Source organism: Stenotrophomonas capsici, assembly GCF_034961085.1.
Taxonomy (GTDB): domain Bacteria; phylum Pseudomonadota; class Gammaproteobacteria; order Xanthomonadales; family Xanthomonadaceae; genus Stenotrophomonas; species Stenotrophomonas capsici.
Genome location: NZ_JAYFUH010000249.1, coordinates 292578 through 313959, shown reverse-complemented (window position 1 = coordinate 313959; position 21382 = coordinate 292578). Strand labels below are relative to the sequence as shown.

Genomic DNA, 21382 nt, shown 5'->3' with positions numbered 1-21382 from the left:
CGCGGGACACGCGGCATCGACGCAGGGAGCGTGCCACCGGCGCAGGGTACCGGGGCCAACGCCGATCCCCAACCCTTCGGCCGGGAGGGGAACCCCGCCTCACGCCCCCGCCGTCACCCCGCATCGCTGTACATGCCCTGCAGCCCCACATCCGCACCGAGCCGGCATGCGTCGCTCAGCGGCGCACGATCCCCAGCACATCGTCGAGCAATGCCGCGGCGGTGACTTCGGCACCCGCCCCCGGCCCCTGGATCAACAGCGGCTGGGCGCAGTACCGGTCACTGTGGATCGCCACGCGGTTGTCGGTGCCGCGCCCACCGGCCAGCGGATGATCGGCCGGCAAGGCGCGCAGGCCCACGTGGGCCCCCTGCGCGTCCACGCGCCCGACCACGCACAACTTCAGGCCCTGCGCACGGGCCTGCTGCAGGCGCTCGGCCAATGGCGCGTCCAACAGTTCCAGCGCGCCATCGACCTGGGCCGCCGGCAACGCGGCCAATGCCGACGGCACCAGCGAATCCACCTGCACCTGTTCGGCCTCCAGCGGCACGCCGGCCGCGCGCGCCAGGATCAGCAGCTTGCGCCGCACGTCTTCGCCGGACAGGTCGATGCGCGGGTCTGGTTCGGTGTACCCGGCGGCGGCGGCCTCGCGCACGCAGGCGGAGAACGGCTGGCTGCCGTCGTAACGGTCGAACAGCCAGGCCAGCGACCCGGACAGCACGCCCTCGATCGCATGCACATGGTCGCCGCCTGCCACCAGCGCGCGGATGCTGCGCAGCAGCGGCAGGCCGGCGCCGACGGTGGCGGCATCGCCGTACTGCGCGGCACCGCGATCGGCGGCGGCGCGGATGTCGCGGGCACGCACCAGCGCGGTGCCGTTGCCCAGCTTGTTGGCCGTCACCACGTGGATGCCCTGCGCCAGCCACTGCGCATGATCGGCGGCCACCGCCTCGCTGGCCGTGGCATCGACCACGATGTCGCCGGCGACCAGCCGCCCCACTTCCTGCCGGTGCACGGGCTCGCCTTCACCGCGCTGCGCATTGCGCGCCTGTGACAGCACCGCATCGGGCGCATCACCGCAGGCCAGCGCGATGCGCGAGTTGGCCACCACGTGCAACGCCGGCAGGCTCAGCTGGCGCTGCTGCAGGGCCTGGTAGCGACTGACGAACGCCGAGCCGACGGTGCCGGTGCCGAGCAGCACCAGCCGGGCCTGCGTGGTTTCCTGCGGACGCAGCTGCGCGCTCATGCATCCACCGTTTTCTTGCATTTGGAGGCATCCCGCGACTGCGCGATCACGTTGGCCGCACGGGCCAGGGCGGCCTGCAGGTCGGCCAGCAGGTCCTGGCTGGACTCGATGCCCACCGACAGGCGCAGCAGGCCGTCGCTGATGCCGGCCTTGGCGCGCGCTTCGGCGGTCATCGCCGCATGGGTCATGGTCGCCGGGTGCGCCACCAGGCTCTCCACGCCACCCAGCGATTCGGCCAGCGTGAAGTACTGCAGCCCATCGACGAAGGCGCGCACCGCTGCGTGCGGGTCCTCTCCGTCGCACGGCTCCAGTTCGAAGGACAGCATCGCGCCGAAGCCCTTCTGCTGGCGCGCCGCCACCGCATGGCCCGGGTGCGATTCCAGGCCCGGGTAATAGACGTTGGACACCGCTTCATTGCCCACCAGCAGCTCGACCAGCGCCTGGGTGTTCTCCTGGTGCACGCGCAGGCGCGCATCCAGCGTGCGCAGGCCACGCAGCGTCAGGAACGCATCGAACGGCGAACCGGTCAGGCCCAGCGCGTTGGCCCACCACACCAGCTGCTGGTGGACCTCGGCATCGGCGGCGATCACCGCGCCGCCCACCACGTCACTGTGCCCGTTGACGTACTTGGTGGTGGAATGCAGCACCACGTCGGCCCCGAACGCGATCGGGGTCTGCAGTGCCGGCGACAGGAAGGTGTTGTCGACCACCACCTTGGCACCGGCCTTGTGCGCGGCGTCGATCACGAAGCGCAGGTCGGTGATGCGCAGCAGCGGGTTGGACGGGGTTTCGATCAGCACCAGCTTCGGCTGCTGCGCCAGGGCATCGGCCAGCGAGCGCGGGTCGGTCAGGTCGGCGGTGACCAGCTCGAAATGGCCCTTGGTGGCCAGCGCGTTGAACAGGCGCCAGCTGCCGCCGTACGCGTCATGCGGCACCACCAGGCGGTCACCCGGCTGCAGCAGCGCATTGAGCACCAGGTTGATCGCGCCCATGCCGGTGGCGGTGACCACGCCGCCGGCGCCGCCTTCCAGTTCGGCCAGGGCTTCGCCCAGCAGGTCGCGGGTCGGGTTGCCGCTGCGGGTGTAGTCGTACTGCCGCTTGTTGCCGAAGCCGTCGAAGCTGAAGTTGGACGACAGCACGATCGGCGGCGTCACCGCGCCGTGGGCGGTGTCCCGGTCGATGCCGGCACGCACGGCCGCGGTGACGCGGCTACAGGACACAGCGGAAGTGTGGGACAGGCTCATGCGGTTTCTCCGGGCAGGCGAAGGGCGTTGGCGAGGATCGCGTCGATGCGATCGGTTTCTTTGAGAAAGGCGTCGTGGCCGTAGGGCGAGCGCAGCACGCGCAGGCTGCCGCGCGGGCCCAGGCCCTCGACCAGCGTGACCAGGTCCGACAGCGGCACCAGGCGGTCGCCTTCCACGGCGACCACCAGGGTCGGCACGCCGATGGCAGCCGGGTCGACGCGGTGCAGGTCGATGGATTCGGACAGGCGCAGGTAGGCATTGACGCGGGTGCGGGCCACGTACTGCACGCCGGCGGCGTCGAGGTAGTCCTCGGCGGCCACGCGCACGCGGCCATTGACCACTTCCGGCGCGGCGTCGAAGCGCTCGCCGAACTCCTCCGGCGTGCGGTAGCTGAGCATGGCGAACTGGCGGGCCAGTGCCAGCCCGTGCGTCTCGGCGCACTGCAGCTGGCCCAGCGCCACCGCGCGGCGCTGCAGCGCGCGCCAGGCCGAGGCATACGGATGCGGGCGGTGTGCGCCGCTGACCGCGATCAGCCTGGCCAGCCGCTGCGGGTGGCGCACGGCCAACTGCTGACCAACCAAGGCGCCGTAGGAATAGCCCACGAAACCGTGCAGTTGTTCGATCTTCAGCGCGTCCAGCAGCGCGGCGATCGCGTCGGCCTGGTCGGTGGTATCGATCGGCGCGTCCAGCTCGCCGTCGGCGCCGATGAAATCCACGCCGAGCAGGCGACGACGGCTGGGATCCAGCGCGCGGCCCACCCCGGCCAGCCCCTCGGCCCAGCCTTTCTCGCCGAAACCACTGTTGGCGGCGATGTGCCGATGCGCCGAGATGCCGCCGGCCACCAGCACCACCGGCGTACCGGCCGTGCCGACCAGTTCGTAGCGCAGGCGCAGCAGGCGCTGTCCTGCATGACGCATCGCCAGGCGCACCTCGACCTCGCCGCGCACGGCGGGAATGGCGCGTTCAGCGCTGTCCGGGGAAGCGGCGGGGAATTCCTGGGCGGCAATGGCAGTGGCGAAACGCATGGCGATATCCGGTAAGGAGCAGCCATCGAGCTTCGCGGGCCCGTGTTCGCCGTACGCGGGGTACGGATCGAACCATCTTTCGGCGGACACAGTGGTCACCGCAGGATTTGGCACCAAACACAGGCGCTTGCGCGTCTGCTGGTTGCCCCGGCTTCAAAGGGCCTGTCCCTCTGCCGGTCTCGATGGTGGCGCTACGATGCCAGCGCCCCGCGTCCGTGTCAATCGCTTTATTCGAATAAAGAGATGGATAGGTTTCCGACGCAACCAAGCAGGCACAATCCACTACCCCCTGCCTGCCCCCTCACCGTGCGCCCAACCACGCTGCTCCCTCTCCTCCTGCTGTTCTCCCTCGGCTGCGACGCCAGTCCCGGCGCACGCTGGCGCCAGGGCTGGAACCTCGGCGGCGCCCCGGCCATCCCGGCCACTTCCCCGGCCGACCACTTCGCCAGCCTGCGCCTGCAGGCGCGCGGCGGCGGCCATGCGGTGATCGCGCGCAACCTGCTGTCCGGTCCGGTTCAGGTGCAGCTGCGCGGACTGGACGCTCCCGTGCCGCCGCACCTGCTCGCCGCCAACGAGGAACGCCTGTTGACCTGGCTGCCCGGCAACGCCAGTGGCGCGCGCCTGATGCTGGATGCAGTCCCGGGTGATCCTGCGGCCCGGCCCGACGCCTACCGCTACCAGTTGCCCTTCCGGCAGGCGGCCATCCGCGTCAGCCAGGCGTTCGGCGGGCGCTTCAGCCATGGCGACCCGCAGAACCTGCACGCGGTCGACTTCCCGCTGCCGGAAGGCACGCCTGTGCTGGCGGCACGCGCCGGCACCGTGATGCAGGTGATCGCCGATTCGCCCGGGCAGGGCTGCCTGGTCCGGGTCCTGCACGGCGACGGCAGCATCGGCCTGTACGCCCACCTGCAGTCCGGCGGGCTGCAAGTCCGCCCGGGCCAACGGGTCCAGGTCGGCCAGGTGCTGGCCCGCTCGGGCAACACCGGCCGCAGCAGCGGCCCGCACCTGCATTTCGCGGTGCAGGCCAACACCGGGCTGGCGCTGGTATCGGTGCCGTTCCGCATGGACAGCCCAAACGGCGAACTGCGCTTCCCGCGCGAGGACCGCTAACCCGCGCCCGCTGCCGCCGAACTGAACGCGCCGCGCGCGCGGCCGCCGCTGTTGCGGCCGGCCGACAGGTATAATTGCCGGTTCATTCGTCTACTGCTGCGCCCGGGCGGGCGCCCCCGACCATGTCCGAAGTCGCCTCCGAAGCCGCGCGCCGCCGCACCTTCGCCATCATTTCCCACCCTGACGCCGGCAAGACCACGCTGACCGAAAAGCTGCTGCTGTTCGGAGGCGCGATCCAGATGGCCGGTTCGGTCAAGGGCCGCAAGGCCGCCCGCCACGCCACCTCCGACTGGATGGCGCTGGAAAAGGAGCGCGGCATCTCGGTGACCTCGTCGGTGATGCAGTTCCCGTACGAAGACAAGATCGTCAACCTGCTCGATACCCCTGGCCACGCCGACTTCGGCGAGGACACCTACCGCGTGCTCACCGCGGTGGACTCGGCGCTGATGGTCATCGACGTGGCCAAGGGCGTGGAAGAGCGCACCATCAAGCTGATGGAAGTCTGCCGGCTGCGCGACACCCCGATCATGACCTTCATCAACAAGCTCGACCGAGAGGGCAAGGACCCGATCGAGCTGCTGGATGAAGTGGAAACCGTGCTCGGCATCCAGTGCGCCCCGGTCACCTGGCCGATCGGCATGGGCCAGCGCCTGAAGGGCGTGGTCCACCTGCTCACCGGCGAAGTGCACCTGTACGAACCGGGCCGCAACTTCACCCGCCAGGACTCCACCATCTTCCCGTCCATCGATGCACCCGGCCTGGCCGGGAAGATCGGCGAGAAGATGCTGGCCGACCTGCGCGACGAACTGGAGCTGGTGCAGGGCGCCAGCCATCCGTTCGACAAGGACGCCTACCTGCGCGGCGAGCAGACCCCGGTGTTCTTCGGCTCGGGCGTGAACAACTTCGGCGTGCAGCCGTTGCTGGACTTCTTCGTCGAGCACGCGCCGGCGCCGCAGGCACGCGCCACCACCGGCCGCGACGTGGCCCCGCAGGAAGACAAGCTCAGCGGCTTCGTGTTCAAGATCCAGGCCAACATGGACCCGCAGCACCGTGACCGCGTGGCCTTCATGCGCGTGTGCTCGGGCAGGTTCAGCGCCGGCATGAAGACCTTCCACGTGCGCAGCGGCAAGGAAATGAAGCTGGCCAACGCGCTGACCTTCATGGCCAGCGACCGCGAGATCGCCGCCGAGGCCTGGCCGGGCGACGTGATCGGCATCCACAACCACGGCACCATCTCCATCGGCGATACCTTCACCGAAGGCGAAGCGGTCACCTTCACCGGCATCCCCAACTTCGCCCCGGAACTGTTCCGCCGCGCCCGCCTGAAGGACCCGCTCAAGCTCAAGCAGCTGCAGAAGGGCCTGGCGCAGCTGTCCGAGGAAGGTGCCACCCAGTTCTTCCGCCCGCTGATGAGCAACGACCTGATCCTCGGCGCGGTCGGCGTGCTGCAGTTCGACGTGGCCGCCTACCGCCTGAAGGACGAGTACGGCGTGGAAGCGGTGTTCGAGCCGGTCTCGATCACCACCGCGCGCTGGGTCACCTGCAGCAACGCCAAGAAGCTGGAGGAGTTCCGCGAGAAGAACGCCAACAACCTCAGCGTCGACGCCTCCGGCCACCTGGTGTACCTGGCCCCGACCCGGGTCAACCTGCAGCTGGCCGAGGAACGCGCGCCGGACGTGCGTTTCTCCGCTACCCGCGAAGCGGCGCATACCGTCTCGGTGGATTGAGGGCGGAAGGACCGCCCTGCGCGAAGGGGAACGGGAGCGGCTGTCCCGTTCCGGTTCCCGCTCCCGGCCCGTTCCCTGCTTTAATAGCTGCCATCGGGCTTCCCCACCGCCCGCGGCAGTCGCACATGACCACAGCTGTTTCGATCCGGGAAGAAATCGCCAGCGCCCTGACCCACGGGCTGGGCGCCGTCACCGCACTGGCCGGCGGCGCCGTGCTGATCACCCTGGCCGCCATCTACGGGGATGGCTGGGAGCTGGGCAGCGCCATCGTCTTCGGTGTCGCCCTGTTGCTGCTGTACACCGCCTCCACCCTGTACCACGCCATCCAGCATCCGGTGGCCAAGGGCCGGCTGAAGATCTTCGACCACTGCGCGATCTACCTGCTGATCGCCGGCACCTACACGCCCTTCACCCTGGTCGGCCTGCGCGGTCCGTGGGGCTGGGGCCTGTTCAGTGCGATCTGGGCACTGGCGCTGTTCGGCGTGGTGTTCAAGCTGTTCTACACCGGCCGCTTCAAGAAGCTGTCCACGGCCATCTACATCGCCATGGGCTGGCTGGTGGTGGTGGCGATCAAGCCGATGTGGGCCTCGCTGGACGGGTGGACCATCGGCTGGCTGTTCGGCGGCGGCGTGTTCTACACGCTGGGAACCTTCTTCTACCATCGCGAGCAGGTCCCGTATTCGCACGCCATCTGGCACCTGTTCGTGATCGGCGGCAGCGTCTGCCATTTCGTCGCGGTGACCGCGCTGCTGCTTTGATCGGGTGCGCCCGCCGGCCGGCGATGCCCCGCAGGTGCATACGCGCCGGCAACGGAACATGCACGCCACGACAATGAATGCTTCGCGCGCCCTGCACTGCTGAGCGGCAACCATGGGCGCGTGAACAGCCCGTCCGCCCAACCGAAGACGCGCCCCTCACGCTGGCCTGCACGCCCCGGCAAACGCCTGCTCGCCGTGTTGGTGGCCCTGCTTGGCGCACTGCTCGCCCTGTTCCTGCTATGGGACTGGAACTGGTTCAAGGCACCGCTGGAACGCGCAGTGCAGGCACGCACGGGCCGCGCCCTGCATATCGACAACCTCGACGTGACGCTGGGGCGCACCACCACCGTGCGTGGCGATGGCATCACGTTCGCCAATGCACCGTGGGCCCGCCAACCGGAAATGGCACGCGCACGGCGGGTCGAGGTCGACATCCGCCTGCTGCCGCTACTGCGTGCCAGCGTCCAGCTGCCGGAAATCCGCCTGACCCATCCGGATGTGCTGCTGCAGACCGCTCCTAGCCAAGGCCAGCCCGGCAACTGGGACGTCCTCGGCGGCAGCGGTGGCAACAGCGCGCTGCAGCTCAAGCGCCTGCGCATCGACGCCGGCAAGCTGCGCTTCGTCGACGCTGCCGGACGCACCGATGTCGCGCTCGACCTGCAGAGCGGCAAGCCTTCCCACGGTGATGCCGCCCCGCCCCTTCACGTGGAAGGCAACGGCCACTGGCGCGGTGCCGCGTTCACGATGCGCGGCACCACCGAATCGCCGCTGGAACTCACCCATAGCGACACCCCGTTCCGGATCGCGCTCGATGCCCGTGCCGGTGCCACCCGTGCGCGCGCCAGCGGCAGCCTGACCAACCCCTTCCAACTGCAGGTGTTCAACCTGCAGCTCCAGCTCAGCGGCCAGGACCTGGACGAGCTCTACCCGCTGATCGGCATCGCCATCCCGTCTTCCCCGCCGTACCGGCTGAACGGCCAGCTCGCGCGCGATCACCAGCGCTGGCGCTACACCGGCTTCACCGGCGTGGTGGGCAACAGCGACCTGGGCGGTGACGTGCAGGTGGAGACCGGCGGTGAACGACCGCGACTGCAGGCCAACCTGCTCTCGCAGCGGCTGGACTTCGACGACCTGGCCGGCTTCGTCGGTGCACCACCGAAGACCGGCGGCGAGGAGTCGGCCAACGCCCGGCAGAAGGCCGAGGCCGCGCGCCTGGCGGCCAGGCCCACCGTGCTGCCGGACAAGGCCTATGACCTCGGCAAGCTGCGCGCGATGGATGCCGATGTGCGCTGGAAGGCACGCCGCATCAATGCGCCGTCGTTGCCGCTGGATGACATGGACGCACACCTGCTGCTCGACCATGGCCTGCTGCGGCTGGAGCCGCTGGACTTCGGCGTGGCCGGCGGGCATATCCGCAGCACGTTGCGCATGGATGCCCGTCGCCCGCAGATCGCCACCGCATTGGATGCCAACCTGCGCAACGTGCAGCTGGGCCGGCTGTTCCCCGATGCCAAGCTGGCCGAACAGGCCTCCGGTGGCATCAGCGGCCGCGTCCAGCTCAGCGGGACCGGTAATTCCGTGGCCGCCATGCTCGGCAGCAGCGACGGCAACGTCGCCATCGGCATGGGCCGCGGCCACATCGGCAACCTGCTGATGGAACTGGCCGGGCTGGATATCGCCGAATCGGTGAAATTCCTGTTCACCGGTGACAAACAGATCCCGTTGCGCTGCGCCTTCGCCGACTTCGGCGTGCAGGACGGGCTGATGCAGGCGCGCGCGCTGGCCTTCGACACCACCGACACGCTGGTCGTCGGCGAGGGCACGGTCAGCCTGCGCCAGGAACACCTGGACCTGCTGCTGCGGCCGCGGCCAAAGGACATGAGCATCCTCGCCCTGCGTTCGCCGCTGCGCATCGGCGGTACATTCAAGGACCCGTCCTTCCGCCCCGACTTCAAGGCGCTGGGCATCCGCGGAGCGATCGCCCTCACGCTGGGCAGCATCGCCCCACCGGCCGCGCTGCTGGCCACCCTGGAAACCGGGCCGGGCAAGGACGCCAACTGCGGCGGGCACTACGCCCGGTAGCACCCGCCACCGGACCGCTCAGCCCTGGGTGATGTATTCCTGCAACTGGCCCAGCTCGCGGCGCTGCTGCTCGATGACCGACTTGACCAGGTCGCCGATGGAAATCACGCCGACCACCTCGCCGCCCTCCAGCACCGGCAGGTGGCGTATGCGGCGCTGGGTGACCAGCTCCAGGCACTGCTCGACGCTGACCGTCGGCGCCACGGTCACCACCTCGGCGGTCATGATCTCCTGCACCGGCGTGGTCGCCGAGGAGCGGTCCATCAGCACGATCTTGCGCGCGTAGTCACGCTCGGACAGGATGCCGACCAGCTTCGGCCCATTCATCACCAGCACCGCGCCGATGCCCTTCTGCGCCATCAGGCGGATGGCGTCGATCACGGCCGATTCGGGCCGCACCGCGTGGATCTCAGGGGACTTGCTCCCCAGCAACTGTCGAACGGTCTGCATGGCGTTCTCCTGCGCTGATCGGTGCTGCCGATACTGCCACGTTCGCCGGGCGCCATGTGTCGACCAGGTACAAAGGCCGCTGCTTGGCCTCCATGTACAGGCGCCCCAAGTATTCGCCGATCAGGCCCAGCGCGATCAGCTGCACCCCGCCCAGGAACAGGATCACCGCCATCATCGTCGGCCAGCCGGCGACCCGGTCGCCGTACAGCGCGGCCTTGCCCACCACCCAGGTACCGAACACGAATGCACTGGCCGCGGTGAACAGGCCCAGGTAGGTCGCCGCGCGCAACGGCGCGGTGGAAAAGCTGGTGATGCCTTCCAGCGCGAAATTCCACAATTTCCAGAAACCGAACTTGCTGCGCCCGGCGATGCGCTCGCCACGCCGGTACGGCAAGGCGATGCGGCGGTAACCCACCCAGCCGAACAATCCCTTCATGAAACGCTGCCGCTCCCGCAGCTGCCGCAAGCCGGCCAGCGCGCGTGGCGAGAGCAGGCGGAAGTCACCGGTATCGGCCGGAATCGGCGTCTTCGACAGGCGACCGATCAGGCGGTAGAACACCGCCGCGGTCGCCCGCTTCATCCAGCCATCGCCGTCGCGTGCCCAGCGCGTGCCGTGCACGTCGTCGTAGCCTTGCCGCCACAGCGCGACGAACTCCGGGATCAGCTCCGGCGGATCCTGGCCATCAGCATCCAGCATGATCGCCGCGCCTTCCTCCACCGCATCCAACCCGGCGGTCAGCGCGATCTCCTTGCCGAAATTGCGCGACAGCCGCAGTGCGGCCACGCGCCGGTCATCCTGCGCCAACTGCTCGATCACCGCCCAGGTGGCATCGGAACTGCCGTCGTCCACGTACAGGATGCGGCCATCCACGTCCGCCATCGCATCGAGCTGCGCGCACAGCCGCGGATGCAGCAGCGGCAGCGCGTCCTGCTCGTTGAAGGCGGTGATGACAAGGGTCAGGCGATCAGCGGGATTCATGGCCCGATTCTACGCAGGCCGCCGGCTCAATCGCCCGCCTCCAGATAGTCCGCTCCGCCCAACTGCCGGGCCTGGCGCTGGATCCAGGCTGCGCGGCGCTGCACGTAAGGACCGGGGCGGGCCGCGCTGTAGCGCCGCGGCGACGGCAGCACTGCGGCCAGGCGTGCGCTTTCGGCCGCGCTCAATTGCGAGGCGTCCTTGTTCCAGTAGCTGCGCGAGGCGGCCTGCACGCCGTAGATGCCGTCACCGAATTCGGCGACGTTGGCGTAGACCTCGATGATGCGCTGCTTGGACCACAACGCCTCGATCAGCACTGTGTACCAGACCTCCAGCCCCTTGCGCAGCCAGCTGCGCCCCTGCCACAGGAACACATTCTTGGCGGTCTGCTGGCTGATCGTGCTGGCCCCGCGCAGGCGCTTGCCCTTGGCATTGTTTGCCCGCGCCTTCTCGATGGCCTGCAGGTCGAAGCCGTTGTGCTCGGGGAACCGCTGGTCCTCGGCAGCCACCAGCGAGATCGGCACGCTGGCCGCCATCTGGTCCAGGTCCCGCCACTGGTAATGGATCCGGAACCCCCATTCGCCCTGCGCCAGGGCCTCCACCTGCCGGAACAGCATCACCGTGGAGAACGGCGGGTCGATGAAGCGCAACGCCAGCACCTGCAGCACGCTGAACAACGCCAGCGCCACCGGCACCCGCCACATCCACCACCACCAGCCGCGCCGGCGTCGGGCCGCCCCCCCCTGTTCCGGCGCGACCTTGCGCTCGTCCTGCTCCGCCCCCATTGAAGACCCACCTTGCAGATTCCATCGACCGGCGCATTATCCGGCACCGGCCCCCACCTCGCGCAGATGCCGTCCCCATGACCGATACCTCCGACCTCCTCACCCGCTTCCTCCTGCCCGACGCCGGCGTCCGTGGCGTCCATGTCCGTCTGGGTGAAAGCTGGCGCGAAATCCTGTCCCACGGCGACTACCCGCCCGCCGCCGCGCGGCTGCTCGGCGAGGCCAGCGTGGCCACGGCGCTGTTCACCGGCCACACCAAGGTCGATGGCCGGCTGTCGATCCAGCTGCGCAGCAGCTCCGCGCTGCGCGCGCTGTTCACCGAATGCACCTCCGCCGGCACCCTGCGCGGCATCGCCCAGCTGGCCGAGGGCGAGGACGCGCCGTCCAGCCTGAGCGGGCTCGGCGAAGGCACCCTGCTGGCGATCACCATCGAAAACCCGGGCCTGGACCCGCGCGAACCGCAGCGTTACCAGAGCCTGGTCAACCTCAGCGGCGACACCCTGGACGACGCCTTCGAGGACTATTTCCGCCATTCCGAGCAGTTGCCGACCCGCCTGTTGCTGGCCTGCGACGGCGAGCACGCCGCCGGCCTGCTGCTGCAGAAGCTGCCCGGCGATGCCGGCGACGAGGACGGCTGGGTACGCGTCGGCGCCTTGTTCGACACCCTGGGCCGCGAGGAACTGCTGGCCCTGCCCGGCGCCGAACTGCTGCACCGCCTGTTCCATGAGGAGCACCCCCAGCTGATGGGCGACAAGCCCCTGCGCTTCGGCTGTTCCTGCTCGCGCGAGCGGGTGGAGGCCATGCTGCAGTCCTTGGGCGAGGAGGAGGCCCGGGCCGCCGCCGAGGCCACCGGCCAGGTCGAGGTCCGCTGCGAGTTCTGTGGCCGCCAATACCACTTCCCTTTGACGGAATTCGGCGTATTGTTCGCTTCTACACCGGCCCAGCAGCCCGCCCCCGAGCGGTTGCAATAAGGGATTGCGAGTTTACGTTCTGGGGAGGACGAGGACTTGTTAAGAAACCATAAACACCATAGGATCAATGGCTCACGCGCCGGGAACTTCCCCGCGCATCCGGGGTCAGAGTGAGTCCATGAACGCCTTCCTGCGCCTGCCGCTTGCCTTGATGATCGCCCTTGGCGCGATCACGGGCGTGCATGCGCAGAGCAAGCCGCGCACCGACAGCACCGTCCTGCCGGTCTGGAACCGCGGCAGTGGCAAGGTCGAGGCCCTGCTCTACCTGGAGCCGACCGGCGAACAGCGTGCCGGTGCCCGCTGGAATTTCGGCCGCAGCTCGCTGGATGCCGCGTTTGGCCTGTCCTCCGGCGACTCGCTGGGCCTGCTATGCAACAGCAGCCGCGGCAGCAGCATCAGCGGGTTGGCCAGCCATTGCATGCTGGCAAGCTTGGGCGACGATGACGACGACAACGGCCATCACATCTCCGCCACCACCGCCTTCAACCGTCCCGGCGGCCGCATCGGCGTCACCGCCGGCACCGGCCGCGACACCCTGCCGGCCTGGCTGGCCGGTGGCAGCCGTTCCGGCGCGGCCCGGGTCGAGCAGAACGACCTGACCGTGTTCGGGCAGAAGAACATCGGCAGGGAAGGCTTCGTCTCGATCGGCGGCACCCTGGCCAAGGCCCGCCTGGTACCGCTCAGTGACGCCTCCCCGGCCATCGTCGACCAGTGGGACAGCAAGAGCCTGAGCGTGGGCGGTGGCTACGGCGCCTTCAGCGCCAACGTCATCGGCCGCGTGGTCGATGCCCCCGGCAGCAGCAAGTGGGAAGGGCTCGGCCTGGGCATCACCTGGCGCACCCCGTGGAGCGGCCAGCTGACCGTCGGTGCGGAGAACGTCATCACCCGCGGCAAGAACCCGTTCTCGCCCCGCAATGAGAGCAACGACGACGGTGCGATACCGTACGTGCGTTACGAGCAGGACTTGTAACCACAGTTACCATTTCACCTGATAACAAACGCCCCGAAAGGGGCGTTTTTGTTTTATCCATGAAATTCAAGCACTTAGCTGGCAATTGTAAATAAGCAAAAATCCTTAACCAATCTTTAATTTCTTTGCTCTCGCAAGTAGTATCGAACCAAGCCTGCGGTTTTGGATCCGCTCTTCGGATCCCCCGGGCGCACTGGCAACACCCAAGCCCACTTGGCAGAGAGAGAGACCAAATGAATTGCAAGTCGAACAAACTGCGCGATGCAGTCGTCATCGCGCTGGCTGCCAGCGTCCTGCCGGCAGGTACCGCGCTGGCACAGGAAGCGCAGTCCGGCAATGCCACCAACCTGGACCGCATCGAAGTCACCGGCTCGCGCATCAAGCGCACCGATGTGGAAGGCCCGAACCCGGTCACCGTTGTTACCCGCCAGGACATCCAGGCGGCCGGTGAAATCTCGGTGGCGGACTTCCTGCGCAACAACGTCTACAACTCGTTCGGTTCGGCACGTGAATCCTCGGGTTCGGCAACCGGCTCGCAGGCCACCATCAGCATGCGCGGCCTCGGCTCCGCCTACACCCTGGTCCTGCTGGACGGCCGTCGCATCACCCCGTCCGGCGCACTGGCCGGCGGCGCAGCCAACATCAACATGATCCCGACCTCGGCGATCGAACGCATCGAAATCCTGCGCGAAGGCGCCGGTGCGGTGTATGGCTCCGACGCTATCGGCGGTGTGGTCAACATCATCACCCGCAAGGACTACGAGGGCGCCAGCATCCAGCTGGGCTACGAAAGCCCGAAGGTTGGCCCGGCCGGCACCACCGGCAGCGCCTCGGCAGGCATCAGCTCCGACCGCGGCAACATCACTTTCGTTCTGGATCACCAGGACCGCGAGATGATGTACAACCGCGAGATCAAGGACATTGTCACCGGTGCCGGCATCGCCTGGCCCACCAGCGCATACAACTCGTCGGCAACGTTCTCCAACGCCAATGGCACGCGCAGCGTCGCCAACTGCGACACGTTCGAGAACAGCATCCGTACCAGCCCCACCACCTGCGGCTTCGACCACGGCGCTACTTCGGCCAACGAGGCGTCGCTGCGTCGTAACGCCCTGCTGGTGAACGGCAACTACAACATCACCGACAACACCACCATGTTCTTCCGCGGCCTGACCTCGGAAACCAAGAGCCTGGGTGTGTATGCATCGGCTCCGGTGGACAACAACGGCAACGGTCCGGGCAAGCTGCCGACGATTGCCGCGAACAACCCGTTCAACCCGTTCGGCGAAGCCGGCACCCTGTACTACCGCTTCACTCCGCTGGGCACCCGTGACTCGCACCGCAAGGACACCCTGCGTGACTACACCCTGGGCCTGCGCGGCACGACCGAACTGTTCGGCGGCGCCGACTGGGAAGTCGCAGCCAACTACGGCAACTCGTCGCAGTCCAGCGTTGGCCTGAACTACGGCATCGGCAGCACCTTGCAGGCACTGATCGACTCCGGCCAGTTCAACCCGTTCGATCCGACCCACCCGAGCGTGGCAGCGTCTGCCGGCAAGATCGGCCACACCGTCTACGTTGAATCGGTCAACAAGACCAAGGGCATCGACGGCAACATCTCGTTCGACCTGTTCAAGATCGGCGATCGCACCGCAGGCTTTGTGACCGGCTTCGAGTACCGCAAGGACGCCCTGAGCCAGCTGTATGACGCACAGAGTGCCGCTGGCAACGTGTTCGGCTCCGCCGGCGCAGGCACCAACGGTGATCGCAGCTACGGCGCGGTCTATTTCGAAACCCTGCTGCCGGTGCTCGACTCCCTGAATGTCACGCTGGCCGGCCGCTACGATGACTACAGCGATGTGGGCGGCAAGTTCTCCCCGCGCGTCTCGCTGGAGTTCCGTCCGCTCGACTCGCTGCTGGTGCGCGGCTCGTGGGGCAAGGGCTTCCGTGCCCCGACCCTGTCGGACCTGCACAACGCTCCGTCGTCCACCAACCTGGCCTCCGAGCCGGATGCGACCATTCCGCACGCCGGTGGTGACGAACTGGCTTGCCAGGCGCTGGCCGCCTATCGCGCGGCATCGGGCAACACCTCTTACCAGCCGTACCCGGTCAACCCCTGCAACAGCGGCCTGCAGTACACCTGGCTGCAGCTGTCCAACAAGAACCTGAAGCCCGAAGAGTCCACCAACTGGGGCCTGGGTGTGGTCTGGAGCCCGAATGACGCACTGTCGGTGGCGTTGGATTACTACGACATCGAGATCACCAACATCATCGGTACCATTCCGCGCGCACTGGCCTTCCGCTACGGCGACCAGGGTGTACCGCTGTACGGCGTTGACCGTGGCCCGGCCATCACCGCACCGGGCGGCACCGTGCTGCCGGGTCCGGCCCAGCTGATCCGCTTGCCGACCGACAACGGCGCCATGCAGACTTCGCGTGGCCTGGACTTCGAAGCCAACTACCGTTACGACACCACCAGCATCGGTGCGTTCACCACCAAGCTGGCCTGGTCGCATACCCTGGAGTTCGATTTCACTCCGGTGGGCGCAGGTACCCAGGAGCGCGCGGGCAAGTTCCGTTACCCGAAGGACCGTGCCCAGCTGGGCCTGGGCTGGAACAGCGGCGACTGGTCGGCCAACGTGATCGGCAACTACATCGGCAAGCATGACAGCGGTACCCGCGCGACCAACTTCAGCGCGCAGACCACCGTCGACGTCCAGGCCAGTGTTGCCACCCCGTGGAATGCCCGCATCACCTTGGGTGTCCGCAACGTTGCCAACAAGATGCCGCAGTTCTCCACTGCCATCGGCTTCCCGAACTACATCAACACCATCTACAACATCTGGGGCCGCACCCCGTACCTGCGTTACGAGCAGAACTTCTGATCATCTGAGCAGAAGCCTCTCACTTTGGACGGCCCGCTTCGGCGGGTCGTTCTTTTTTGGTGGCTCGCAAAGACACCTAGACCCAAAACTGCAGTCACATCCCATGCTTCCGCGGCCGGCTTGAACTGGTTGACGCTCTCACGCAAGCTGTCAAATCAATTCAACCCACTTTTTCCGATGTCCAACGCAACCGATCATCACCGCGCGGCAGCGCCATGGACACGACTCTGGCGAACCGGGGTACTGCACTCCTGCGCATCCGGCATAGACGGAAACTACGACGATGGTTTTGCCCGCTTCTGGCTACGGCAGTTCGAACCACTGCATGAAGGCGCCCGGATCATCGATGTCGGCACCGGGAACGGCGCAATTCCACTGCTGGCGCAGTCGATTTCACAAGCACGCAACCTGCACTGGCAACTGCATGGCGTCGACATCGCCGATATCGACCCTCCAGGCAGCATCGATGCCCGGTCATGTACGTACCAAGGCATCGCCTTCCATCCCAACACGTCGATGACCGAACTCCCGTTCGGGGATGGGGCGGCAGATCTGATCTGCTCGCAATTCGCCTTCGAATACGCACCACGCGATCTGGCGATCACCGAAATCCTGCGTGTGATCGGAACGCATGGCCGGGCAGCGCTTGTCATGCACAGCGAAGACTCCCTTATCCATACGATAAGTCGCAGCCAATGGGAGGCCTGCCACTGGCTCCTGCAGGAAAGCGACGTCTTCGATGCCTGTACCCGCCTGTTGTGGCATATCGCCCAGGCCACCGATGCACCCGCGCGCAGGCGCTTGTCGCTGGATCCTGCAGCAGAGTCCGCGCGCACGGCCTTCAACGCTGCGGCAACCCAGCTGATGGAACGGATTGAGCTTTCGCCCGATGCTCAAGTGCTGCAAACCACCGCACAGGCCTTGGGACGCATGCTGCAGCAGCCATGGCAATCACCTGACGATGCCACGACGGCAGTACAGGCGTTGCGCGCATGGGCACAGGATGAACAAGCACGTCTGGGTCTGATGCTGGAAGCGGTGCTGGATGGGGCAGCACTCCAGGATGTCGTGCAGCGGTTCGCTGCCAGCGGCCTTCCCTGTCGAACCGGCAAGCTGATGTACCGGGACACGATGCCAATGGGCTGGACGCTGGAGATCGGTCATGAGTGAAGCCGCGCATGCCCGAGAGCTGCATGCGGCCGGGCAGCTGGACGCCGCCGCCGACGCGTATCGAAATGCGCTGGACGCTACTCCCGATGATCGCAGGCTTCGCCGGGACTATGGCGTGCTGCTGATGCAAGGTGGAAAGCAGGCCGAGGCGATACTCCTGCTTGATCGGCCTGAAGTCATCGTGGCGGCCGACGTCGATCTACTCTGCATCCTGGCGCTGTGCCTGCGGGCAACCGGTCGGTACACGCGGGCCATCGAGGTCGCCCGGCAGATCACGTCCATGGATCCCGACAGCTCACTCGGTTGGCTACTGCTGGGAAGTGCACTGCACTCCATGGGCGCGGCAGCAGCCGCACGAGCTCCACTGCAGCAGGCGCTCACGCTGGAACCTGACTTCGGCGAAGCTTGGCACTATCTTGGAGAATCGCTGCAGGCCCTGCGCCGTTGGGATGAAGCTATCCATGCCTACCGGCAGGCAGCCAGGCAGCAACCGACCGAGGTGCTCAACATCGCCCTCTGCCATATGCTCGCCGGTCGGACGCAGGCTGCATTGCACGACTTCGAGGCAGCCGCGCGCATGATGCCCGGACGCGCCGATGTGTTGGCACAACTGGCACATTGCCAAGCGATGATGTGCCTGCATGATCGGCAACAGGACAGCGTGCATGCGCTGTCTGCATTGCTCTCGGACAAGCAGGCCATCCCCGCTGCACCGGAGCCTTTCCTGCTCTCCACCTTGGCGATCCCGGAGCCACTCAAGGCCGAGGCCATCCGACGCCATGGCCAGGCCATCGCCAGCAGCCACGCCACGACCCCGCGGTGCAGCATCGGAGTCCGGCCCGCCCAACCGATGCAGCGGATACGCATCGGTTACCTGTCCGCCGACTTTGGTGAACATGCCGTCGGCACATTGGTGAGCCGCCATTTCGCCGCGCATGACCGTTCCCGCTTCGAGGTGTTTGGTTACTCGTTGAGCAACGAGCTCCCTTCACCCGGACTGATAGAGGGATTTGACCGGTTCCTTGATGCCGCCACGCTGGACGACGCCAGCCTTGCCGCGCATATCGCCGAAGACCGGATCGATGTACTCATCGACATGGCCGGCTTCACCCTGGGTGCACGCCCGGGCGTTCTATGCCGACGGCCTGCTCCCCTCCAATGGGGCTGGCTGGGCTTCGTGCACGGGCAGCACGCCACATGGCTGGATGGGGTGTTGCTGGACGCGAACATCCAGCCTGTCGACGCCGAATGGCTCTACACGGACAGGATCATCCGCCTGCAGGGCACATTGTTCCCTGCGGCTCCGGTGCGCCGCGGTATCCGTGACCGTGCACGCTTCTGCCTGCCCGAGAATGCGGTTGTACTGGCCAGCTTCAACAACACCTACAAGCTATCCGCCGCATTGATCCACAGTTGGAGCAGGATTCTCACCCAAGCCGATGAGGCGCACCTGATGGTGTACCTACCGGCCGCGGCGCGCCCGGGCTTCCTCGTGCAGTGGAGGGCATGCAATGGCCCCGAAGATCGCCTGCACCTGGTGGACAAGATCGACCTGGAAGCACAATCCGACCGCGCTGCCACCTGTGACCTCTTCCTCGACGCCTTCCAGTACCAAGCCGGCGCGACCGCGATCCATGCCATTGGCAACGACCTGCCGGTACTGAGCATCGACGGTCCGCAGCCGCTGTCCCGGCTCAGTGCCAGCCTCAATCGTTTCCTTGGCATGGACGCGCTGGTTTGTCGCGATGTCGGGGACTACATTGAACGCGCGGTCCGACTGGCTCGATCCCCGGACGCGCTGCACACCCTCCGGGACCACCTGCGTCGACAAGTGAGCAAACATGGTCTGTTCGACCCGCGTCGATCAGCCGCTGCCATCGAGACCGCCATACTCCAGCATCTGAGCCACTGAACGCCTCCCACATACCCTTATGCCCGCCCCCGCGACCAGCACAGAGCAGATACGCGCACTGATCCAACAAGGACAGATGGAAACGGCAAGGCTGCTGCTGGACCAAGCGTTGTCCCTCACGCCCCATGATCCCGAACAACGCTTCCTGCGTGGCATGCTGCATGTGATCGCCCAGCGCAACCTGCAGGCATTGGAGGATTTCGACGTAGCGCTACAGGTCGCACCGCATGTGCCTCCTCTGCTGTTCAATCGCGGTTTGGTGTTTTTCCGCATGGAGCGAATGGAACAGGCACTGGCCGACTTTGAACTGCTTAGCCACCTGGAGCCGGCCAGTGCAGACACATGGACCAACATTGGGCTGATCCATGCACGTTCCGGCCGGCCACAGGCTGCATTGGAAAACCTGCAGCGTGCCGAACGCCTGCGTCCCGGCGATCCCGTCATCCTGCGAGGCATCGCCAATGCATTGCGCGAGACCGGGCAGTTACAGGCCGCGGCCGATGTCCACCAAAGGGTGATGTCTGCCACGCCCAACGACCCGGCTGCCCTGACCGACTATGCGCTGTGCCTGTTGGCACAGGGCGATATCCAACGGGCCGACACTCTCTATCAGCGTGTACTGCAATTCGATCCCGGCGACCAGACCGCCCTTGCCGGGCTGTACATGACCGGCAAGGAGCTTGGCGACCATGCCCGCGTGGAGCAGCTGATGGACTACAACCATCTGCTGGATAGTGACGATGCGTTGGCCGATGCAATGATTGACCTGTCAGCGCTGCGCGAACTCACCCTGGCACATGAAGATCTGATCTGGGAGCCCGCCGGCCGCTCCACTTCACGCGGGCGGCAAAGCCCGATGCTCGACCTGTCGCATGATCCCGAACTGCGGCGATTCGAACAGTTGTTACTGAAGGCCGTCCAGTCACGCATGCGCGCATTGAACGCTGCCGCTCGCCTGTCCAACCACCCGTGGATGAGGGGCCATCCCCCTCGTTGGCGACTGCAATCATGGATCACGGTGCTGGACCAGGGCGGCCACCAAGCTCCGCACATCCATCCAGCCGGCTGGCTCAGTGGCGTGTTCTACGTGGATGCGGGTCAGCCGACCACGCCGGCAGCCGGCAATCTGCTGTTCGGCCACCCGCAGGAGGGGCTTCCGTTCCAGAGCCCGGACCTAGAGCACCGGCTGGTGCCGGGTTCAGGGACGCTGGTGACGTTCCCGTCGTACTTTTTCCACAATACGGTGGCCTACCAAGGGCCCTCGCCACGGATCAGCATCGCCTTCGACGTGATCCCCGTCCGCTGACAACCCGCCTATCGGCTCGCGTTGATGCCGTCAGTTGCCCGGGATCAACGTCTCGATCACGTGCTCGACGTAGGCCTCGAAGTCCTCGCGGGCCTGCTTGGGCTGCTGCAGCTGCAGCGACAGCTGCAGGAAGCCGACATAGGCGGCATAGGCCAGGCGCGCGCGATGGCGGGCATCGGTGGAACTCAGGCCGGCCTGGCGGAACGAGGCGATCAGGTATTCCATGCGCCGCTGCGACACGCGGTCGATGACCGGGCGCACCATCGGGTTGTCCAGCGCCTTGAGCAGTTCGCTGTAGATCACGTGCGGGGTGACCTCGTGCGCGACCAGCTGGAACAGCGCACGCAGGCGCGTGCGCGGGTCGGGGACTTCTTCCAGGCTGCCGAAGACCTGCTGCTGCTCGACCACTTCCCAGCGCTCCAGCGCCGCCTGCAGCAGTGCATCGCGCGAGGGGAAGTGCCAGTAGAAGCTGCCCTTGGTCACGCCCAGGCGCCGGGCCAGCGGCTCGACCGCCACCGCACCCACCCCCTGCTCTGCGATCAGGTCCAGCGCTGCCTGTGCCCAATCATCCGCACTGAGGCGGCTGTGCCGCGCGCCGCGGGCGTCCGCGGAAGAAGCTGTCGTGTCATTCATGCGCAGATTTAACCATACGGCGGGGACTGGTTGCAGTACGCACGAGGGATATATCCGCACAAAGTGCACTTACGGCCGGTCCCCGGAAAGCCCGTCACCGCGGGATAACCGGCTTCCATACCGAAGGGTATTGAC

General features: G+C 66.9%; 17 protein-coding genes and 1 riboswitch. Of the genes, 10 read left to right on the top strand and 7 right to left on the bottom strand.

All coding sequences use genetic code 11. From position 1 onward, the window contains the following. Positions 1 to 175 precede the first annotated feature (175 nt). From VA603_RS14585 to metX, 3 genes are read right to left on the bottom strand one after another with little or no spacing between them, the layout of a single operon-like run. Positions 176 to 1243: a homoserine dehydrogenase family protein gene (locus VA603_RS14585; protein WP_132865268.1), complete on the bottom strand. Its 1068-nt coding sequence runs from the start codon at positions 1241 to 1243 to the stop codon at positions 176 to 178. Then, the gene (locus VA603_RS14580; RefSeq protein WP_132865269.1) at positions 1240 to 2487 is read right to left on the bottom strand and encodes an O-succinylhomoserine (thiol)-lyase; all 1248 of its coding nucleotides are present in this window, start codon (positions 2485 to 2487) and stop codon (positions 1240 to 1242) included. Before VA603_RS14580 ends, VA603_RS14585 begins: the two co-directional genes overlap by 4 nt. Then, entirely contained in the window at positions 2484 to 3512 is a 1029-nt protein-coding gene (gene metX / locus VA603_RS14575; RefSeq protein ID WP_323439279.1) for a homoserine O-succinyltransferase MetX, read from the bottom strand. Before metX ends, VA603_RS14580 begins: the two co-directional genes overlap by 4 nt. A 69-nt stretch (positions 3513 to 3581) precedes the next feature. Then, positions 3582 to 3701: riboswitch (SAM riboswitch) on the bottom strand. 54 nt (positions 3702 to 3755) lie between these two features. On the opposite strand from metX, the gene VA603_RS14570 reads away from it, so the two are divergent. From VA603_RS14570 to VA603_RS14555, 4 genes are all read left to right on the top strand, one after another. Further along, positions 3756 to 4622 carry a M23 family metallopeptidase gene (locus tag VA603_RS14570; RefSeq protein WP_425603717.1) on the top strand — a complete coding sequence of 289 codons (867 nt, stop codon included), beginning with the start codon at positions 3756 to 3758 and terminating at the stop codon, positions 4620 to 4622. Positions 4623 to 4744: 122 nt separating this feature from the next. Beyond that, positions 4745 to 6349 carry a peptide chain release factor 3 gene (locus VA603_RS14565; RefSeq protein WP_323439277.1) on the top strand — a complete coding sequence of 535 codons (1605 nt, stop codon included), beginning with the start codon at positions 4745 to 4747 and terminating at the stop codon, positions 6347 to 6349. Between the two features lie 125 nt (positions 6350 to 6474). Continuing rightward, the gene (gene trhA, locus VA603_RS14560; protein WP_132865273.1) at positions 6475 to 7107 is read left to right on the top strand and encodes a PAQR family membrane homeostasis protein TrhA; all 633 of its coding nucleotides are present in this window, start codon (positions 6475 to 6477) and stop codon (positions 7105 to 7107) included. A 120-nt stretch (positions 7108 to 7227) separates the two neighbouring features. Then, on the top strand, positions 7228 to 9189 hold the full coding sequence (locus VA603_RS14555; RefSeq protein WP_323439276.1) for an AsmA family protein: 1962 nt from the start codon (positions 7228 to 7230) through the stop codon (positions 9187 to 9189). Positions 9190 to 9207: 18 nt separating this feature from the next. Here the strand turns inward: VA603_RS14555 and VA603_RS14550 are convergent, their stop codons facing one another. From VA603_RS14550 to mtgA, 3 genes are read right to left on the bottom strand one after another with little or no spacing between them, the layout of a single operon-like run. After that, positions 9208 to 9639, bottom strand: a complete 432-nt coding sequence (locus VA603_RS14550) for a CBS domain-containing protein (RefSeq protein ID WP_132865275.1) — start codon at positions 9637 to 9639, stop codon at positions 9208 to 9210. Beyond that, positions 9599 to 10618, bottom strand: a complete 1020-nt coding sequence (locus VA603_RS14545; RefSeq protein WP_132865276.1) for a glycosyltransferase family 2 protein — start codon at positions 10616 to 10618, stop codon at positions 9599 to 9601. The genes VA603_RS14550 and VA603_RS14545 overlap by 41 nt, the downstream gene beginning before the upstream one ends. A 26-nt stretch (positions 10619 to 10644) precedes the next feature. Beyond that, complete coding sequence (gene mtgA / locus VA603_RS14540) at positions 10645 to 11319, bottom strand: monofunctional biosynthetic peptidoglycan transglycosylase (protein WP_225591836.1); 675 nt, start codon at positions 11317 to 11319, stop codon at positions 10645 to 10647. A 158-nt stretch (positions 11320 to 11477) separates the two neighbouring features. Here mtgA and hslO point away from each other — a divergent pair, with 158 nt between their 5' ends. The 6 genes from hslO to VA603_RS14510 all read left to right on the top strand — a co-directional run bounded on the left by hslO (position 11478) and on the right by VA603_RS14510 (position 20614). After that, on the top strand, positions 11478 to 12371 hold the full coding sequence (gene hslO, locus VA603_RS14535; RefSeq protein ID WP_132865278.1) for an Hsp33 family molecular chaperone HslO: 894 nt from the start codon (positions 11478 to 11480) through the stop codon (positions 12369 to 12371). A 151-nt stretch (positions 12372 to 12522) separates the two neighbouring features. Next, positions 12523 to 13341: an XOO1806 family protein gene (locus VA603_RS14530; protein WP_313251856.1), complete on the top strand. Its 819-nt coding sequence runs from the start codon at positions 12523 to 12525 to the stop codon at positions 13339 to 13341. A gap of 233 nt (positions 13342 to 13574) precedes the next feature. Then, entirely contained in the window at positions 13575 to 16226 is a 2652-nt protein-coding gene (locus tag VA603_RS14525; protein ID WP_132865280.1) for a TonB-dependent receptor plug domain-containing protein, read from the top strand. A gap of 177 nt (positions 16227 to 16403) precedes the next feature. Beyond that, positions 16404 to 17396: a class I SAM-dependent methyltransferase gene (locus VA603_RS14520; RefSeq protein WP_323439275.1), complete on the top strand. Its 993-nt coding sequence runs from the start codon at positions 16404 to 16406 to the stop codon at positions 17394 to 17396. Continuing rightward, positions 17389 to 19308: an O-linked N-acetylglucosamine transferase, SPINDLY family protein gene (locus VA603_RS14515; protein WP_323439274.1), complete on the top strand. Its 1920-nt coding sequence runs from the start codon at positions 17389 to 17391 to the stop codon at positions 19306 to 19308. The genes VA603_RS14520 and VA603_RS14515 overlap by 8 nt, the downstream gene beginning before the upstream one ends. 19 nt (positions 19309 to 19327) lie before the next feature. Next, positions 19328 to 20614: a putative 2OG-Fe(II) oxygenase gene (locus tag VA603_RS14510; RefSeq protein ID WP_323439273.1), complete on the top strand. Its 1287-nt coding sequence runs from the start codon at positions 19328 to 19330 to the stop codon at positions 20612 to 20614. 30 nt (positions 20615 to 20644) lie between these two features. Here VA603_RS14510 and VA603_RS14505 read toward each other — a convergent pair whose 3' ends face one another. Beyond that, entirely contained in the window at positions 20645 to 21247 is a 603-nt protein-coding gene (locus tag VA603_RS14505; protein ID WP_132865284.1) for a TetR/AcrR family transcriptional regulator, read from the bottom strand. Between the last annotated feature and the right edge of the window lie 135 nt (positions 21248 to 21382).

What these genes read in the sequence shown, in the direction of transcription:
- VA603_RS14585 (WP_132865268.1), bottom strand. Translation starts at nt 1,243, where the DNA reads ATGAGCGCGCAGCTGCGTCCGCAGGAAACCACGCAGGCCCGGCTGGTG.
- VA603_RS14580 (WP_132865269.1), bottom strand. Translation starts at nt 2,487, where the DNA reads ATGAGCCTGTCCCACACTTCCGCTGTGTCCTGTAGCCGCGTCACCGCG.
- VA603_RS14520 (WP_323439275.1), top strand. Translation starts at nt 16,404, where the DNA reads ATGTCCAACGCAACCGATCATCACCGCGCGGCAGCGCCATGGACACGA.
- mtgA (WP_225591836.1), bottom strand. Translation starts at nt 11,319, where the DNA reads ATGTGGCGGGTGCCGGTGGCGCTGGCGTTGTTCAGCGTGCTGCAGGTG.
- VA603_RS14515 (WP_323439274.1), top strand. Translation starts at nt 17,389, where the DNA reads ATGAGTGAAGCCGCGCATGCCCGAGAGCTGCATGCGGCCGGGCAGCTG.
- VA603_RS14530 (WP_313251856.1), top strand. Translation starts at nt 12,523, where the DNA reads ATGATCGCCCTTGGCGCGATCACGGGCGTGCATGCGCAGAGCAAGCCG.
- VA603_RS14510 (WP_323439273.1), top strand. Translation starts at nt 19,328, where the DNA reads ATGCCCGCCCCCGCGACCAGCACAGAGCAGATACGCGCACTGATCCAA.
- VA603_RS14545 (WP_132865276.1), bottom strand. Translation starts at nt 10,618, where the DNA reads ATGAATCCCGCTGATCGCCTGACCCTTGTCATCACCGCCTTCAACGAG.
- hslO (WP_132865278.1), top strand. Translation starts at nt 11,478, where the DNA reads ATGACCGATACCTCCGACCTCCTCACCCGCTTCCTCCTGCCCGACGCC.
- trhA (WP_132865273.1), top strand. Translation starts at nt 6,475, where the DNA reads ATGACCACAGCTGTTTCGATCCGGGAAGAAATCGCCAGCGCCCTGACC.
- VA603_RS14570 (WP_425603717.1), top strand. Translation starts at nt 3,756, where the DNA reads ATGGATAGGTTTCCGACGCAACCAAGCAGGCACAATCCACTACCCCCT.
- metX (WP_323439279.1), bottom strand. Translation starts at nt 3,512, where the DNA reads ATGCGTTTCGCCACTGCCATTGCCGCCCAGGAATTCCCCGCCGCTTCC.
- VA603_RS14565 (WP_323439277.1), top strand. Translation starts at nt 4,745, where the DNA reads ATGTCCGAAGTCGCCTCCGAAGCCGCGCGCCGCCGCACCTTCGCCATC.
- VA603_RS14550 (WP_132865275.1), bottom strand. Translation starts at nt 9,639, where the DNA reads ATGCAGACCGTTCGACAGTTGCTGGGGAGCAAGTCCCCTGAGATCCAC.
- VA603_RS14505 (WP_132865284.1), bottom strand. Translation starts at nt 21,247, where the DNA reads ATGAATGACACGACAGCTTCTTCCGCGGACGCCCGCGGCGCGCGGCAC.
- VA603_RS14525 (WP_132865280.1), top strand. Translation starts at nt 13,575, where the DNA reads ATGAATTGCAAGTCGAACAAACTGCGCGATGCAGTCGTCATCGCGCTG.